Source organism: Actinoplanes solisilvae, assembly GCF_003999975.1.
Classification (GTDB): Bacteria; Actinomycetota; Actinomycetes; order Mycobacteriales; family Micromonosporaceae; genus Actinoplanes; species Actinoplanes solisilvae.
On the sequence record NZ_RJAC01000021.1, the window covers coordinates 55,766 to 72,313 of the forward strand.

The following is a 16,548-nucleotide window of genomic DNA, read 5'->3' on the forward strand; positions in this document are numbered from 1 at the left end:
AGTGTGGACGTCGCGACGGCAAACCAGTGTCAGTTCCCCGACGACACCGCCATCCGGGCGACCCGGACCACCTCGCCGCCGCGGATCGTTACGAGGGCCGCGAAGGGGGAGGGGCCGATGTCGGTCACGAAGTCGCCGAAGGGGACGGTGCAGGTGCCGGCGTGGGTGGCCGGGTCGAGGCATTTCGCGCGATCGGGACGGTAGTCGAGATAGGTCGGCTTGCGGGCGATCGGTACGGCCACCTGGGACGAGCTGGGGATCGGGACGGTCTTCTCGACGCAGGCCGGGGACGTGGCGGGCAGCCCTCGGCGGCGGCAGTATTCGGCGCCGGGCAGGTAGTCGGTCGGTTCGACGATGGAGATGTGCCCGGCGTCGTACATCAGCCAGATCCCCGCGCTGAACTGGGCGTCGCCGCTGGTGAAGGCGGGCACGGCGGGGAAGCCGGTGGTGGCGCCGGAGCGCAAGCGTGCCTCGGCGAACGTCACGTCGGCGCGGCCACCCGGGCGGGCCACGACGCCGAACAGCACCTGGCCGCTGATCAGCGACGACTCGGTGAGCGGGCCCTTCAGGGCCGGAGCGCCGTCGACAGTCAGAGTCGCCTCCCGGTCGTCGGCGGTCAGGCGCAGCTCGTGGGCGGTGCCGATCGAGGTCGGGCGGTCGGTCGAGGCGACGACGGTCTCGCGGCCGTCGATCGAGCTCGTGAGGCTCACCGCCGTGGGGCATACCGACACACGGTAGTTGTCGGAGAACCGGTCGTCCTCCTCGGTTGTGGCCCGGAACCAGATCGCGGCGCAGGAGGTCGCGGTGGACAGGGTCGCCCGCACCTCGACGCTCTGGGCCGCCGGGAAGACCGTCCGTGAATAGAGCCCGCACATCATGGAGTCGGTGGACCGCACGCGTAGGCCCCGCTGGTGACTGCACGAACCGTCGTCCCCGGTGGACGGCTCGAAGAACGCGCTGCGCTCCAGCGAGTCGAAGATGCTCGGGCCGGCGACCACCGGCGGCTTGGAGTCGACCGCGGGCGCGGCGGGTTGCGGGTCGTTGAGCTGCCGGAAGACCAGTCCGGCGCCGGCGGCCACAAGGGTAGCGGTCGCGGCGGCGACGGCCACCCAGCGACGTCGCGACGGGCGGGGCTGTTTGGCTGCGGCTTCGGCCTCGCGCCGCAACTGAGCGGGCAGCGGAGCGGGCGCGCCCGGGACCAGCAGCCGGTCGAGCAGCTCAGGCGCGGTCGGGCGGTTCGCCGGGTCCTTCTCCAGGGCGGCCGTGACCAGCTCGGCCAGGTAGGGCGGGAGGTCGCCGACCCGCGGCGGCTGTGTGAGGATGCGCGCAGCGGTGACGGCCGGGGTGTCCCCGCCGAACGGGGTGCGGCCGGCCCCGGCATAGGCGACGACGGCGCCCCACGCGAAAACGTCGACCGCGGGCGTGAGCGGCCGGTCGGCGGTGTCGAGACGTTCGGGGGCCATGTAGGCCAGCGTCCCGACGACCTCCTCGGCCCGGGTGTGAAAACTGGTCGGCTCCAGCGGACGGGCGATCCCGAAGTCGATCACCTTGGGTGTGCCCAGCGCGAACAGCACGTTGCGCGGCTTCAGGTCGCGGTGGATGACCCCGGCGCCGTGGATGGCGGCCAGCGCGGTTGCCACCCCGACGGCCACACCGTGCAGATTTCCGCCGGTGAGCGGCCCGTTCTCGGCCACGACGTCGCTGAGGCTGGGCCCGTCGACGTATTCGACGACGAGGTAGGGAACATCGGGGTCGGCGTCGAGGACCTCGGCCGTGCAGAAGGGCGGCACCTGCCGTGCCCGGTTGACCTCGCTGCGGAAGCGGGCCCGGAACTCGGGCTCGTGCGCGTACTCAGGGCGGATGACCTTGACGGCCACCAGGCGGCCGCCGGGCGCCTCGGCCAGGAAGACCGTGCCCATACCGCCCTCACCCAGCCGCGAACGCGTTCGGTAGCGGCCGATGAACTCAGGGTCGCCGGGTCGCAGGGGCTGTGTCACGGGAGGCGAAGTTACCTCGGCCGGGCCGCGGATCAAAGCCGCGACCACGACTCACCGCCGCCTCGGGGCGATGAGCCCTGACTCGTACGCCCACACGACGAGCTGGGCGCGGTCGTGGCAGTGCAGCTTCGTCATCGCGCGGTTGACGTGCGTCTTCGCGGTCAGCGGGCTGATCACCATGTGCGCGGCGATGTCATCGTTGCTCATGCCGCGCGCCACGAGACCGACGACCTCCTGCTCGCGCCCGGTCAGCACGTCACGCCCGGCGTCCGGGTCGGCCGGCGGCGGGCCGGCGACGAACTCACTGATCAACGCGCGGGTCACCGCGGGGGAGAGCAGCGAGTCACCGCGGGCCACGACGGCGATGCCCCGCAACAGCTCTTCCGGATCGGCGTCCTTGAGCATGAAGCCACTCGCACCCGCGCGGACGGCGGCGAACACGTACGGGTTGAGCCCGAAGTTGGTCAGGATCAGGATGCGGACCCCGGCGAGCGCGGGATCGGCCTTGATGCGGCGGGTGGCTTCGATCCCGTCGACGCCCGGCATCTGTATGTCCATGAGCACCACGTCGGGCCGCAGTTGCCGGGCGAGCTCGACCGCCTCGCGACCGTCCCCGGCCTCGCCGACGACCTCCAAACCCTCCTCGAACTCGAACAACGCCCGGAACCCGGCTCGCATCAACGTCTGATCATCGACGAGTAGCACTCGGATCACGCGGAGCCACCGTGTCGCGCCGAGCTGTCGAGCGGGAACGTGGCCCGTACGGCGAATCCGCCCCCGTCCTGGCGATCCGCCTTCAGCGTGCCGCCCAGCCCGGTGACCCGTTCACGCATCCCGGTCAACCCCACTCCGGCCGTCACCAGTCCGTCCCGCGGCGTGCGGTCTTCCGCCGCGGCCCAGCCGTCGTCGATGATCACGACGCTGAGCTGGGCCGGCATGCAGTCGATGCGGACCTCGGTGTTGGCCCGGCCGGCGTGGCGGGCGACGTTGGTGAGCGCCTCCTGCACCACGCGGTAGCCGGCCTGATCCACCTCGGCGGGCAGGCCGGACGGGTCGCCCGACACGGTGATCCGCACCGGGACCCCGGCGGCCCGGGTGCGTTCGGCCAGTTCGTCGAGCCGGGCCAGCCCGACCGTGCCGACCTCGCCGGCGTCGTCGTCTGGGGCACGCAGGACCTGGAGTGTGGCCCTGAGCTCGCGCATCGCCGCCCCGCCGGCCTCTTGGATGGCCAGCAGGGCGGCCGCCGGCTCCTCGCCGCGTTTGCGGGCCAGGTGCACGGCGATGCCGGCCTGCACCTTGATCACCGAGATGCTGTGGGTCAGTGAGTCGTGCAGATCGCGGGCGATGCGCAGCCGCTCCTCGCCGGCGCGGCGCAGCGCCACCTCCTCCCGCGTGCGTTCCGCCTCGGCGGCGCGCTGCTCGACCTGCTCGAGGTAGGCCCGGCGCTGCCGCGCGACGAGCCCGGCCACGTTGGCGGCCACGAACCAGCCCAGCAGCAGCGACGTGCGTTCGACGAGCTGTTGACCGGCCTCGCCGGCGGGTGCGGTGCCGACGTCGCGGGCCAGGAAGCCGCCGAGAAAGACAAGACTGGCCAAAGCGGCTACCACGCGATGGCCCCGCCAGGCCGCGAAGTAGACGGCCAGGAGAACCGGGAACGAGGCGGCCACGCCGGCGTGCACGCGCAGGTGGAAGGCCAGCATCGCCGCGGTCACCACGAGCAACGCCGGCACCGGGAAGCGGCGGCACATGGCCAGGGCAGCAGCCATGGCGAGGACCAGGATCACGTCGAGGGGTCGCACGGCGGTGGCGTCAGGGGCGAGCGCCGCGTTGCCGAGCAGCACGGCGCCGAGGGCGATGCCCCCGAGGGCGTATGGCAGGTCCGGGCGCATGTGGGCACTGTAGGACCGCCGAATGCTCAGCTGCATCCTTCTGTGGGGGTAGATGAGGCATACCGCGAACGCAGTATCCGGCGTTCGCCGATGCCTGCGGCCGCACGACGCTTTCCGGCCTCGCCGGGCCGAGCATCGGATCCATGACCTACCGCTTCTTCACCCCTTCAAAAGCCTCAGCGGCGACCGGTCTCACCGCCGAGGTGCACCGGCAGCTCCCGGCCCACCGTTAGGACGCCGTTGTGCGCAAAGCCTTCGTCATCGTCAGCCACGCGCTGTTCATCGTCTTCGGCCTGCAGTTCGTCTTCGCCGCCGTGGGGGCCTTCACAGAAACGGGCGACGACAACGCGTACGTGTTGCACAGCATCACGGGCATGGCAGTGCTCCCCGCCCTGACCCTGGCCACCACGCTGCTCGCCGTTCTGTCCAAGGCACCGGGCCGGCTCGTCGCCCTGACCGTTCTGCCGCTCGGGCTGATCATCCTCCAGGTGCTGCTCGCCGGGCTGGCTGACGGGTTCACCGGCGTCGCGTCGTCCGTCGTCGGTGGACTGCACGCCGTCAACGGAATCGTCGCCGTGCACGTCGCGGTCGCCGTTGCCCGAGGAGCCGCGCGGCTCACCCGACCCGTGCTGGAACCGGCGTGACCACCGGCTCGTGGCTCGTCGCCGACCTGCTCGCCGGCCTCCTCGCGACGGCCGGGTGGCTCGGGGCAGGCGCCACCTCGATCATCGGGCGGCGCCGGCTCACGGCCGGGCTGGCCCTGCTCGCGCTGCTGGCGACCGTCACCCGCGTGGTCACGGTCGTCGCGCTCACCCGGGCCGGGTGGTGGTTCGCCGCCGAGAAGGTGCTGATCGCCGGGCCCTTGACGCTTGCCGCGTTGGTGGGGCTCGTGCTGCGGCGCCGGGTCGCGTTCCTCTTCGCGGGGTACGCGACCGGCGCTGGTCTGCTCGTGACGGTCCTGGACGGATACCCGGTGTCGGCGGGCGTGGGCCTGCTGGCGGTCGCCGGAGTGGCCGCGGCCAGCGCGATCACCTTGCGGGGCCCGGCGCCGCGGTCGTCGAGGGCAGCGGCTGTGACGGCGATCGCAGCCCTGGTCGTCGGGACCGGGCTCGCCGCCGCGCCGGGCGCTCCCCCCGCCGTACATCATGATCACGCAGTTGCGGCGCCGGGCGTGGGCGAGCCGACCAAGCGGTTCACACTTACCGCCGCGGCAGGCGCTGACGGGGTGTGGGCCTTCAACGGGCAGGTGCCCGGCCCTGAGATCAACGCGTTGGTGGGCGATGTCATAGAGGTGACGCTGCGCAACCGCGACATCGGGCGGGGCGTCACGCTGCACTGGCACGGCTACGACGTTCCGAACAGTCAGGACGGGGTGCCGGGGGTGACGCAGGAGGCGGTCCTGCCGGGGCAGGAGTTCGTCTACCGCTTCCGCGCGGATCAGGCCGGGACCTACTGGTATCACACGCATTCGGCCTCGGACATCGGTGTTCGCAAGGGCCTCTACGGGGTGCTCGTGGTCCGTGCCGGGCCGGTGGCCGGCGTCGACATCGCCGTGCCGGTCCACACTCTCGCGGGCCGATTGGTGCCGGTGCCGGCGACTTCCGTCAAGCCCGGCACCTCGGTGCGGCTGCGTCTGATCAATACGGACAGCGATCCCCACCGGTACGCCTTGTCGGGCGCGCCTTTCCGGGTGGTGGCGATCGACGGGGTCGATCTGCGGGGGCCGGCCTCCCTGGTCGACACGGCCGTGGGGATCGCGGCCGGAGGGCGTTACGACCTGGCCTTCACGGGTCCGGCGGTGTTGCAGGTGGACGGCCGGACGGTCTGGGGAACTGGCGAGGCCGCCACCGATTCGTGGCCGGTTCTTGATCCGCTCCGGTACGGCGAGGCGGCCCCGGTGCCGTGGTCGCGGTTCGACCGCTCCTTCACCCTGGTGCTCGATCGTGGTCTCGACCTGCGGGGGTTGCTGCCGCGCTATGCCCACACGGTCAACGGCGCGGCCGACCCCGACATCCCCGTCCAGGTCGTCCGCTCGGGCGAGATCGTCAAGTTCACCGTCGTCAACCGGTCGCTGGTCGTGCACCCGTGGCACCTGCACGGCCACCATGTGCTGGTTTTGTCGCGCGACGGCCGGGCGGCGAGCGGCACCCCGCTGTGGCTCGACTCGTTCGACGTACGCCCGGGCGAGGTCTGGGAGGTCGCGTTCGTCGCCGACAACCCCGGCATGTGGGCCAACCACTGCCACAACCTGCCCCACGCCGAGGCGGGCATGATGATGCACCTTTTGGTCGATTGACGGCTTTCGTAGACCAATGTCTCCACACCTAGCGTGTCGAGTGGGCTACCTGCCGTTGACCTGCGCCTCCGCCGACGGAAGAACGCAGTCGCGCACCAGAATTTGTCGTAGCTCACGGTTACTTTGGCGGTGAATTCGAACCCGCTTCTCGGTCTACCCGTTGAGAGCTTCATACGAGACTCGTTCCAGGGGGAGATTTGCATGACCACCGCCACCATCCTGACCGTCGCCCGCGCGGAAGCCTTGTTCACCAGCCGGCTTGCGACCGGCAGCCAACCGACCTACGACACCGTGGAAGAGGCGATCCGCATCGCCGTGCGCGCCCACCGCGGGGTCCGGGGCTGCGCCGCCGACGTCGCGGGCGAATACGGCGACCACCCCGAGTCAGCCGCACCTCGCATGCGCTGGGCCCGCCGCCTGGTCGAAGAGCTGTATGACGCGCGCCGGGGTCGCGCCCGCCGCCGTCTGGCCTGGGCGTTGGTCGCTTGACGGCCACGGTGGCGTGCTTCACCGATTGACCGCGCGGCCGTCAGGGTAAGGTTGCTACCCGCCAGTAACAAAGGGGGGCGACATGCTCAGCGAGCGGCTGCAAGAGGTTCTCGACGGACGGTGGGCGCACGTCCGCAAGGCCGCCCGCACCGAGCTCGGCGGCGACACATTCGTGGCCGTGCCGGGCGAGACGATCGATCAGGCGCGCGAGCGCGTCACCCGCCTGTTGCGGGAACTGCCGACCGACCCGGGCATCGCCGCGGGCTTCCCCCTCGCGTACGGGGGACAGGCCGATCCTGGTGCGTCGGTGGTCGCGGCCGAGATGCTCGCCCAGATCGACCTCTCCCTGATGGTGAAGTCCGGCGTGCAGTGGGGCCTGTTCGGCGGCGCCGTCGTGGCCCTCGGCACCAAGCACCACCACGATCTCTTCCTGCGCGACATCATCTCGGCCGACCTGCTCGGCTGCTTCGCGATGACCGAGACCGGCCACGGCTCCGACGTGCAGCAACTGCGCACCACCTGCGTCTACGACCCCGCGACCGAGACCTTCGACCTGCACACCCCGCACGCGGCCGCCCGCAAGGACTACATCGGCAACGCCGCCCGCGACGGGCGCATGGCCGTGGTCTTCGCCCAGCTCGTCACCGGCGGCAGGCAGCACGGCGTGCACGCGTGGCTGGTGCCGATCCGCGACGAGCAGGGCAACCCGCTGCCGGGCGTGACGATCGGCGACGACGGGCACAAGGCCGGCCTGCTCGGGGTCGACAACGGGCGCCTCTCGTTCGACCACGTCAGCGTGCCCCGCGCGATGCTGCTCGACCGCTACGGACAGGTCGCCCCCGACGGCTCTTACACGAGCTCGATCGACAACGACGTCCGCCGTTTCTTCACCATGCTCGGCACCCTGGTGCGCGGCCGCGTCGTCGTCGGTGGTGCCGCCGCGAACGCCGCCAAGGAGGCGCTGACCATCGCCGTACGCTATGGCGAGTCGCGTCGGCAGTTCACGGCGCCGGGCGAGACGCGCGAGATCGCGCTCAATGACTACCTGGCCCATCAACGCATCCTGGTGACCCATCTCGCCGACGCGTACGCCCTGCACTTCGCCCAGGAAGAGCTGGTCGGCGCCCTGCACGAGGTGCAGACCTCGCAGGGCCCCGTCGACGAGCACCGGCAGCGTGAACTCGAGTCGCGGGCGGCCGGGCTCAAGGCGGCGCAGACGTGGCACGCGACCCGGGCGATCCAGGCCGCCCGGGAGGCCTGCGGCGGGGCCGGCTATCTGGCCGAGAACCGTCTGCCCGGGCTGAAAGCCGACACCGACGTGTTCACGACATTCGAGGGCGACAACACCGTCCTGCTGCAGCTCGTCGCGAAGGGGCTGCTCACCGGCTATCGGGACGCGTTCGGGTCGCTCGACGGCTGGGGCCGCGCCACCTTCGTCGCCGAACAGGTGCGATCGATGGTCCTCGAACGCACGGCGGCCCGCGGCCTGATCCACCGGCTGATCGACGCCGTGCCGGGGCGGGGCGAAGAGGTCGCGCTCACCGACCGCGGCTGGCATCTGGCGCTCTTCGAGGACCGCGAGAAGCACCTGCTCGACGGTGCGGTGCGGCGGCTGCGGGCCGGCGCCGGGCAGAAGAAGGCGCGGCAGTTCGACATCTTCAACGACGTGCAGGACCACGTGCTCGAGACGGCGTTAGCGCACATCGACCGGGTCGTGCTCGAGGCTTTCGTGGCCGGCATCGACCGCACCGGCGACGACGAGGCACGCGCCCTGCTCTCCAAGGTCTGCGACCTCTATGCCCTGAGCACGATCGAGACGCACAAGGGCTGGTACCTGGAGCACCAGCGGCTGACCCCGGCCCGGTCCAAGGCGGTCACCGGCCTGGTCAACGAGCTGTTGCGCCAGCTCCGCCCGCACCTGACGACGCTGGTCGACGCCTTCGCGATTCCGGACGAGTGGCTCAACGCCGCGATCCTGCGCGAGGAGCCGGCTCGGCAGGACGTCATGGCCGAGCACGACGCCGCGTAGGAGTTGTTCCGCCGGCGGCGCGGCCTCGATACCCGCGCCGCCGGCGAAGCTCAGTCGCTGTCGGAGTTCAGTTGTCGGACCCCCGCCCGTTCGCCCAGTTGCGGGCGCCGCGGGCGGCCGAACCGACCAGATCGGCGGCCCCGCCCGCGGCCTTGCGGGCGAAGCTGACCAGCGGGTCGGACGAGTCGCGGAACGAGTCGCGATAGCTGGCGGCCGCCGCCTTCACGTCAGCGGTCACCGAGGCGTCGCCGTCGTCCTCGCGGCGCGGGTAGTCGCCGCCCAGGATGCGGGCGTAGTCGCCGGAGTCGACCCACTTCTGCAGCTCGGCCGCGCGTGCCACCGGAACCGGCTCGCCGGTGAACGCGGTCATGCCGATCTTGTGGATGCTGTCGCGCAGGTCGCCGCCGCCCTCGTACTCGGCGGCCTGCTCCAGGAACGCCGCGGTGTCGATCTGCGAGAGGTCGCCGCCGCCGGCCATCTTCATGAACAGGCGCAGGGACGCCGCCGGGTCTTGCGCGGCGAGCAGGCCCGCCCGGTCGGCCGACAGCTCGGCCTTGCGCCACCACTCGTACATCGCCGCAATGATCGCCCGCAGCGCGATCGCGCCGACCGGCAGCCAGCTCACGTTCGTCACCCAGCGGGTCAGGATCGTCATGATCGTCTGGTAGACGGCGTGGCCGCTGCGGACGTGGCCGATCTCGCGGCCCAGCAGCGTGCGCAGCTCGTCGTCGTCGAGCTTCTCGACCGCGGCCGTGCTGATCACCACGAACGGGCGGTCCATGCCGATCGCCTTGCCGCTGATGATCGGCGACTGGCTCACATAGAGCTCGGGGCGCTCGGCGACGTCGAGGACGTCGGCGGCCTCGGCGAACAGGCCGTGCACCCGCGGGTATTGCCGATGGTCGACGCGGATGGCGCCGGCCAGGTAGGACAGGCGGAACCCCCGCTCGTTCCACATGCCGAACAGGCCGCGTACCACGTCGTCGAACCCGCGCAGCTCGCGCAGCGCGGTGAGCGCACCCCGATCGGCGGGGTGCTCCCAGGCCCGCGAGCTGATGCCGGTCAGGGCGACCCGCTGCCGTGCCGGCCGGTTGTCGTCCTCGATAGTCATCGTGACCTCCCGTGTCGGTTCCGATGTCCGAGAATTCCGGACGGCGGGGGTTGAGCACATCGGCTCGGAGCCGGAGACGTTACCGGCCGACTGCGACTTTCGGCCGATGCTTCGGTACGGATTCGAGCCAGTACCTAAGTCGGTCCCGCCGGTCGCCCGAGACAGCGAGAATTTGTTCCGGCGGCGCCGATGAGTTCCGGCGACACCCAGGGTCCAACCAGCACGACATTCGAGGGAAGGCCACTGCTGTGACTGTTGAGACGCACACGATCACCACGCCCGGCGCCGAGATCACCTACGACGTCCGCAAGGGCGACGGACCCGTCCTGCTGCTGGTCGGCTCGCCGATGGACGCGAGCGGCTTCGGCACGCTCGCCAAGCACTTCACCGACCGCACCATCGTGACGTACGACCCACGCGGCGTCAGCCGCAGCAAACTCACCGGCGGGGCCACCGAGTCGACGCCCGAGCAGCACGGTGACGACATGAGCGCCATCATCGACGCGCTCGGCGGCGGCCCGGTCGACGTCTTCGCCTCCAGCGGCGGCGCAGTCAACGCCCTGGCCCTGGTCACCGCCCACCCCGGCCAGGTCGGCACCCTGGTCGCCCACGAGCCGCCGATCATCCCGGTGCTGGCCGACCGCGAGACCGCCTCCGCCGCGACCAAGGGCATCGCCGAGCTCTACCAGCGCGAGGGCATGGGCCCGGCGATGGTCCGGTTCATCATGATGGTCAGCCACAAGGGTGACGTTCCGGCCGGGTGGATCGACCAGCCCGCGCCCAGCCCCGCCGAGTTCGGCCTGCCCGCCGACGACAACGGCGACCGCAACGACCCGCTCCTGGGTCAGAACCTGGTCTCCTGCACCCACTACGAGCCCGACTTCGAGGCGCTGCGCGCCGCCTCGACCCGCATCGTCATCGGCGTGGGCGAGGAGTCGAAGGACGAACTGGCCAACCGCGGCGGTCTGGGCGTGGCCGCGGGCCTCGGCGTCGAGCCGACGTGGTTCCCGAGCAACCACGCCGGCTTCCTCGGCGGCGAGTTCGGCCAGCAGGGCGACCCCGACAACTTCGCGGCCACCCTGCGGCGCGTGCTGGACAACCGCGCCTGAGCCCCGTCAGCGGCGGGCGCCGGCCAGGGTGTCGCGCAGGACGTAGTAGGCCGGCTTCTTGCCGAAGTCGTCCCACATCACCGTCGCGGCGCCCTCGGCCGGGAAGAACACCGGCACCCAGGAGTACTTGTCGGTGAAGCCCCAGATCGTGAACGAGTTGCAGTCGTCGACCGCGAGGCAGGCGTCCAGCACGGTCTTGTAGTACGAGGCCTGCGTGGCGAGCTGCTCGGCGGTCGGCACACCACCGGAGGGGAGGTCCATGCGCACATCGAGCTCGGTGATCGCGGTCTTGAGGCCGAGGTCGTCGAAGCGCTGCAGCACACCGCGCAACTGGTCGGGCGCGCCGTAACGCATGCTCAGGTGGGCCTGCGACGCGAAGCCGTGCAACGGCACCCGCTCGGCCAGGAGCTGACGGGCCAGCGCCTCGTACGCGTCGACCTTGCCCCCGGGCCACTCGACGCCGTAGTCGTTCAGGAACAGTTGCGCTCGCGGGTCGGCCTGGTGCGCCCACCGGAACGCGTCCGCGACGATGCCCGGCCCGAGCTCACGGATGAAGATGTTCTCCTGCCGGTACTCGCCGTTCTCGTTGAAGACTTCGTTCGCGACGTCCCACTGGTGGATCTTGCCTTTGTAGCGGCCGACCACCGTGAAGATGTGGTTCTTGAGGATCGAGCGCAGTTCGGCCTTGGTGAACGTGCCCTCGTTGAGCCAGGCCGGGTTCTGGCTGTGCCACAGCAGCGTGTGGCCGCGTACCGCCTGGCCGTTCTCGCGGGCGAACTTCACGATGGCGTCGGCCGGCCCGAAGTTGTACCGGTGCCGTTCGGGGTGGATGAACTCCCACTTCATCTGGTTCTCGGGCGAGGCCGAGCTGAACTCCTTGGCCAGCACCTTGCGGTACGGCCGGTCGTAGGTGAACGGGTCGGGATAGGGCTGCTCGAGGTGGTGGCCGCCGCCCGCGACCGCCGTGCCGATCCGCAAGTCTCGCGGAGCTACCGAGCGAAGCGACTTACCGTGCGAATGGCCGGAATGGGCCTGAACGGGCTGGGCCAGGTAACCCAGCATTGCCGTGGTGGCGAGGACGGCCACCACGGCCCGGGCTGACGTGAGCACTGGGACTCCTTCGAGGAACGTTGGTGGATTTCGCTCCCGTAACTTCCGGAGGTTCCTCGTAAGTTATGCGTCGTAAAGGAGTCCGTCAATCGCTCAGTGCCGGCGTTCGCGGACGATCGTGGTCCCGGACTCGCCGGGCGCCTCGACCTCGCGGACCTCCTTGCCCACCTCGACGTACCCGGCCTTTATCGCCACCCGCCCGGAGCCGATGTTGGCCTCGTCGTATTTGATGGCCGCCCGCTCGATCCCCGGCATGGTCAGCGCGACCCGGGTGAGCGCCTCGACCGCCGCCGTCATGTAACCGCGGCCCGCGTATGGCGACCGCATCCAGTAGCCGATCTCCAGCACCCCGGGCCCCATCCGCGTCATCAACCCGATCGAGCCCACCAGTTCCCCGACCGAGGTGAAGATCGCGTAGTTGAACTGGGTGCCTTCCTCCCAGCCCTCCCGGCTCTTCACCAGGAAGTCCTGCGCGGCCGGCAGGTCGTACCCGTCGGTGGCCCACGGCATGAACTGCTTCAACTCGGGCAGCGAATCCTCGATGGCGGCCAGGGCCTCCGAGGCCCACTCCGGCTCCCAGCGCTTCAGCACCAGCTCACCGGCATTGATCATCTCAGGGGGTTCCATGCCGGAAGCCTTCCGTGCGGTCGCATCGCGGGCAAATCGTTTCCGGTTACAGTGCGCAATGACCTTTGTGAGCTCGAGCGCGATCAGCGCCGTCGACGAGGCGTACCTCGAAAGGGCCGTCGCCCTCGCCTGGGACGCGCGTAACCGCGGAGATCACCCCTTCGGTGCCTTGCTGGTCGCGCCCGACGGGAGCGTGGCCGAGGGACTGAATTCAACGGTGACCGATTCTGATCCCACCGGTCACGCCGAGACCAACCTCGTTCGCGCCGCCGGTGGGTGGGAGCTGGCGGTGCTGGCGGAGAGCACGCTCTATACGAGCACCGAGCCGTGCGCGATGTGTGCCGGCGCGATCTACTGGTCGGGCATCGGGCGGATGGTCTTCGCCTTCTCCTCGGCCGAACTGGCCGCGATCGTCGACGACGACGGGGTGCCCCCACTGCGTCTGTCGTCGCGGGAGGTCTTCGAGCGCGGCGGCCGCCCCATCGTCGTCGACGGCCCCGCCGACCTGACCAGCGCCGCCGACGTACACCAGGGTTTCTGGCGGTAACACGCCGTACGGTCACCGGGTCGTGACCGTACGGACGGGCCCAGGGGGCGTCAGGAGGGTTCCCCGCCCTAGTCACGGCCATGATCCTGAACGGGAGCTGTGTTCGCGATCGTGGCGGAGGCCCCGTTGATGACTGCAAGTCCCGCTGCGGCCGTGCCCGCGGCCGCCGCTCCGCCGACGGTCAAGCCGTCGCGCAACCGCTACATCGACACGCTCCGGGCGGTGGCGATCGTGCGGGTCGTCGTCTATCACGCGTTCGGGTGGGCCTGGCTGACCTACGTGCTGCCCGCGATGGGCGTCATGTTCGCGATCGCCGGCTCGCTGATGGCCGCGTCCCTGTCGAAGGCCGGCGCCCGCAAGGCGGTGTGGTCGCGCATCCGCCGCCTGCTGCCGGCCCTCTGGACCTTCGCCGCGATCGCCCTGCCCCTGATGTTCTGGCACGGTTGGTCGACGTCCGATCCCGATCACCCGCTGCACAAGCTGAACCTGGTCTTCTGGCTGTTCCCGCTCGAGGACCCGCCGGGAAGCTCGTGGGGCGAGCCCTTCTGGGAGGTCCTCTGGTACCTCAGGGCGTACCTGATCTTCGTCCTGGTCTCGCCGATCCTGTACTTCCTGTACAAGCGGTTCGGCTGGGCCGTGGTGGCGGCGCCCCTGGTCATCCTCGTCGTGCTCACCGCGACCGGTTTCCGCCTGCCCGACCCGGTCGACGGCATCATGTGGGACTTCGTCACCTATGCGGCCTGCTGGCTGGTCGGCTTCGCCCATCGCGACGGACGCTTGCACCGCATGCCGATCGCCCTCTACGCGGCCGCGGTCACCGTGATCGGCGGCATCGGTCTCTACTGGCTGTTCACCCACCCGACCGCATGGGGCTTCGACCTCAACGAGGACCCGATCGCCCGCAGCCTGTGGTCGCTGGCCTTCGTGATGATCGTGCTCCGCTTCCGCCCCACGATGGCCTTCCTCGACCGCGTCAAGTGGCTCTCCGAGTCGGTCCGCGTCATCAACGCCCGCGCGATCACGATCTACCTCTGGCACTTCCCCCTGATCACGGTCGGCGCGATGCTCCTCGAGCACTACCAGGTGCCGTGGGCGACCTTCCAGTACGTCGTCTGGATGCTGATCATCGAGGCCCTGCTGGTCCTCGGTGCCGTGGTGCTGTTCGGCTGGGTCGAGGACGTCTCAGCCAAACGCCGCCCCTCCCTGTGGCCGAGCGCGGGCCCGATGCCGGCCCTGGCCGGAGCAGCGTCGGTCGCCCCAGGCGCGTCAGCGTCAGCTTCCTTCAGCCGTACGACCCCAAGCGCGCAAGTCCGTACCGAAGGGCCCCCGCCCGTAGGCCGCCGAACCGTCGGCGCCCCCGAATCCGTCAAGTCCCCGGTTCCCGGTGCCGCCCCCGACTCGCACGCGGTCCAGAGCTCCGGGATGAGCACGGTCGACGGCTCGGCGTCCGTGGAATCCGGGGCGCCCGACGGCCCGTACCCCGCGCGGGGTGTTGCCCGCGTCAACGACGCGCCGCCGGAATGGCCGCCGGGGCCCGGTCGCTCCTGAGGTGAGCCACTCGGCTCATTACTCGTGACGGCAGCGGTGAGTCGAGGTGAGCCACTCGACTCACCGCTGTCGTTTGTTCATCGGGCGCGCACGGGCTGCGCGATGGCCGACTCCGCGCGGTGAATCAACCACGTGACATACATCAGCAGCACGGCGAGGACCACTTCGATGCCGAGCCCCGTGCCGACGCCGATCGCTTCGAGCAGCGAGAAGTTGTCGAAGTGGGTGACGTGGAAGATGAAGTGCGTCACGACGTAGACCGCGTAGCCGAGCAGTGCCGCCGCCGCGACTTTGGTGTCGAGCACGACAGCCGCGAAGTAGAGCGTGGCGGTCACCGCGAGCCCCAGCCCGCCCACGTCGGAGACCAGGTGCTCGTTGAAGGGCGGGTCGAGCTTGACGGTCGGGAAGTTGTCGTAGAACGAGCGCGGGAGCAGATACTGCCAGGCCGCGACGATCGTCTGCAGGCCCGCCAGGGTGAACAGCCCGCCACGCAGCCATTTCTTCATCGCGACAACCGCAGTGCCGCCAGCTTCAGAGGTCATGCCGCTAGGACGCGCGACCGATCGAATTCGTGACACCCGCAGCACCCGAACTCGCCGGCCCTGCCCGGCCCCACCCGCCGAATGACCCCGACGGCGGGCCGGTCCTGTTGGGTGTGCCTGCCGACCTATTCCCGGCGGCGTCGGAGAACGAGGATTGCCGCCAAGGCGACGCCGAGCAGCACGACGACGCCGACGATCACCGCGATGTAGTTGAACGGCGTCGTCTCCGAGGCTGCTGCCGTAGTCGGCTCTGCGGCAGGCTTCGTCGCCTGAGCCGGGGAGTTCGGTGCGTTCGGTGCGGCAGGAGCTTCGGAAACAGTCGGCGACGGTGTCGGCGGTGCGGACGGAGTAGCCGTGGCTGCGGGGCGGTCGGGCAGTGGGTAACGCAGGAGGACCGGGCGGGAGCCGGCCGGCTGGCCCGAGGACTCCGAGACGGTCAGCAGGGAGCGGCCGTCGGCGCTGTAGGTGATCGATTCGCCCTGGGGCTCGTCCGGGAGGGGGATCTGGCGCGGCTTCGACGTCGTCAGGGCCTTGATCACGTCGCCGTCATCGACGTCGTACTCGAAAGCGTCGGCGTAGGTGCGTAACGCGACGTGGCGCCCGTCCGGAGAGGCGGCGGCCCCGGTGATCACCGCGCGGCCCAGGAACGAGAACGGGTTGCTCGTGGTGGTCAGGGGCACGGTGACTTCGCCGGCCAGGCGCAGCGGGGTGGCCTTGTCGCGGCTCAGCGCTCGCGCCGGGGCGTACAGGCCGGCGGTTCCGCCGCTCTTCGTGACGATGATCGGGCTGCCGTCACGCGAGACCAGCAGCGCCTCGGCGTCGTGGGCGCCGTCGGGATAGGTGAGGCGGTACAGGACGGGGCTCTTCGCGCGCGGCGCGAGTTTCCACAGGGCGACGGTTGTGCGGCTGCGGCCGTTGTCGCCGATGTCGGCTATCCACAGGCTGCCGTCGCCGGCGCGGCCCAGGTCCTCCGGGTCGCGCGGCCGGGACGGGTAGGGGACGGTCCGCGTGACCCGGCACGAGCTGTTGAGGAAGAAGATCCGGCGGCGGTTCGCGAAGTCCGAGCCGTCGTTGACCACGGCGTAACCGTTGTCCACAGCCACCAGGCCGGAGAGTTCGTCCAAACGCTCATCGCTGATTGCACACACTTGCTCGGGTTGCGCGAAACGCTCAGCCGCCGCTGCCGGCGCGGGTTCGAGCGGGACAAGGCGCAGCACGGCCGCAGATGCGATGACCGCTAGGACTGTTGTGCGC

General features: G+C 70.4%; 15 protein-coding genes. 7 read left to right on the top strand and 8 right to left on the bottom strand.

Translation table 11 applies throughout. The annotated features are described in order from the left end of the window. Positions 1–29: 29 nt before the first annotated feature. The 3 genes from EER30_RS36235 to EER30_RS36245 are packed head-to-tail and all read right to left on the bottom strand — an operon-like array spanning position 30 to position 3,886. Entirely contained in the window at positions 30–1,997 is a 1,968-nt protein-coding gene (locus EER30_RS36235; protein WP_127505512.1) for a serine/threonine-protein kinase, read from the bottom strand. Between the two features lie 51 nt (positions 1,998–2,048). Further along, a complete protein-coding gene (locus tag EER30_RS36240) occupies positions 2,049–2,711 on the bottom strand; it encodes a response regulator (protein ID WP_127505514.1) in 663 nt (220 codons plus the stop codon). Beyond that, positions 2,708–3,886, bottom strand: a complete 1,179-nt coding sequence (locus EER30_RS36245) for a sensor histidine kinase (RefSeq protein WP_240670516.1) — start codon at positions 3,884–3,886, stop codon at positions 2,708–2,710. The genes EER30_RS36240 and EER30_RS36245 overlap by 4 nt, the downstream gene beginning before the upstream one ends. Positions 3,887–4,128: 242 nt before the next feature. Between EER30_RS36245 and EER30_RS36250 the strand changes: the two genes are divergently transcribed. From EER30_RS36250 to EER30_RS36265, 4 genes are all read left to right on the top strand, one after another. After that, on the top strand, positions 4,129–4,530 hold the full coding sequence (locus EER30_RS36250; protein ID WP_127505518.1) for a DUF6220 domain-containing protein: 402 nt from the start codon (positions 4,129–4,131) through the stop codon (positions 4,528–4,530). Continuing rightward, on the top strand, positions 4,527–6,182 hold the full coding sequence (locus EER30_RS36255) for a multicopper oxidase family protein (RefSeq protein ID WP_127505520.1): 1,656 nt from the start codon (positions 4,527–4,529) through the stop codon (positions 6,180–6,182). The genes EER30_RS36250 and EER30_RS36255 overlap by 4 nt, the downstream gene beginning before the upstream one ends. A gap of 201 nt (positions 6,183–6,383) precedes the next feature. Then, positions 6,384–6,671, top strand: coding sequence for a hypothetical protein (locus tag EER30_RS36260; RefSeq protein WP_205650567.1), 288 nt, complete (start codon positions 6,384–6,386; stop codon positions 6,669–6,671). A gap of 82 nt (positions 6,672–6,753) precedes the next feature. Further along, positions 6,754–8,700, top strand: coding sequence for an acyl-CoA dehydrogenase family protein (locus EER30_RS36265; protein ID WP_127505522.1), 1,947 nt, complete (start codon positions 6,754–6,756; stop codon positions 8,698–8,700). A gap of 67 nt (positions 8,701–8,767) precedes the next feature. Here EER30_RS36265 and EER30_RS36270 read toward each other — a convergent pair whose 3' ends face one another. Continuing rightward, positions 8,768–9,811 (bottom strand): M48 family metallopeptidase, encoded by a 1,044-nt coding sequence (locus EER30_RS36270; protein WP_127505524.1) that lies wholly within the window; start codon positions 9,809–9,811, stop codon positions 8,768–8,770. A gap of 248 nt (positions 9,812–10,059) precedes the next feature. On the opposite strand from EER30_RS36270, the gene EER30_RS36275 reads away from it, so the two are divergent. Further along, positions 10,060–10,920, top strand: a complete 861-nt coding sequence (locus EER30_RS36275; RefSeq protein WP_205650568.1) for an alpha/beta fold hydrolase — start codon at positions 10,060–10,062, stop codon at positions 10,918–10,920. A 6-nt stretch (positions 10,921–10,926) separates the two neighbouring features. Here the strand turns inward: EER30_RS36275 and EER30_RS36280 are convergent, their stop codons facing one another. Further along, entirely contained in the window at positions 10,927–12,030 is a 1,104-nt protein-coding gene (locus EER30_RS36280) for an endo-1,4-beta-xylanase (RefSeq protein ID WP_240670517.1), read from the bottom strand. Positions 12,031–12,123: 93 nt separating this feature from the next. Next, complete coding sequence (locus EER30_RS36285) at positions 12,124–12,657, bottom strand: GNAT family N-acetyltransferase (protein WP_127505526.1); 534 nt, start codon at positions 12,655–12,657, stop codon at positions 12,124–12,126. 58 nt (positions 12,658–12,715) lie between these two features. On the opposite strand from EER30_RS36285, the gene EER30_RS36290 reads away from it, so the two are divergent. Together EER30_RS36290 and EER30_RS36295 are read left to right on the top strand one after the other, a co-directional pair. Continuing rightward, positions 12,716–13,204: a nucleoside deaminase gene (locus EER30_RS36290; RefSeq protein ID WP_127505528.1), complete on the top strand. Its 489-nt coding sequence runs from the start codon at positions 12,716–12,718 to the stop codon at positions 13,202–13,204. Between the two features lie 129 nt (positions 13,205–13,333). Continuing rightward, positions 13,334–14,752 (top strand): acyltransferase family protein, encoded by a 1,419-nt coding sequence (locus EER30_RS36295; RefSeq protein ID WP_127505530.1) that lies wholly within the window; start codon positions 13,334–13,336, stop codon positions 14,750–14,752. A 77-nt stretch (positions 14,753–14,829) separates the two neighbouring features. On the opposite strand, the gene EER30_RS36300 is transcribed toward EER30_RS36295, so the two are convergent. Continuing rightward, entirely contained in the window at positions 14,830–15,294 is a 465-nt protein-coding gene (locus EER30_RS36300; RefSeq protein WP_127505532.1) for a hypothetical protein, read from the bottom strand. 125 nt (positions 15,295–15,419) lie between these two features. Next, complete coding sequence (locus EER30_RS36305) at positions 15,420–16,418, bottom strand: esterase-like activity of phytase family protein (RefSeq protein WP_240670518.1); 999 nt, start codon at positions 16,416–16,418, stop codon at positions 15,420–15,422. Between the last annotated feature and the right edge of the window lie 130 nt (positions 16,419–16,548).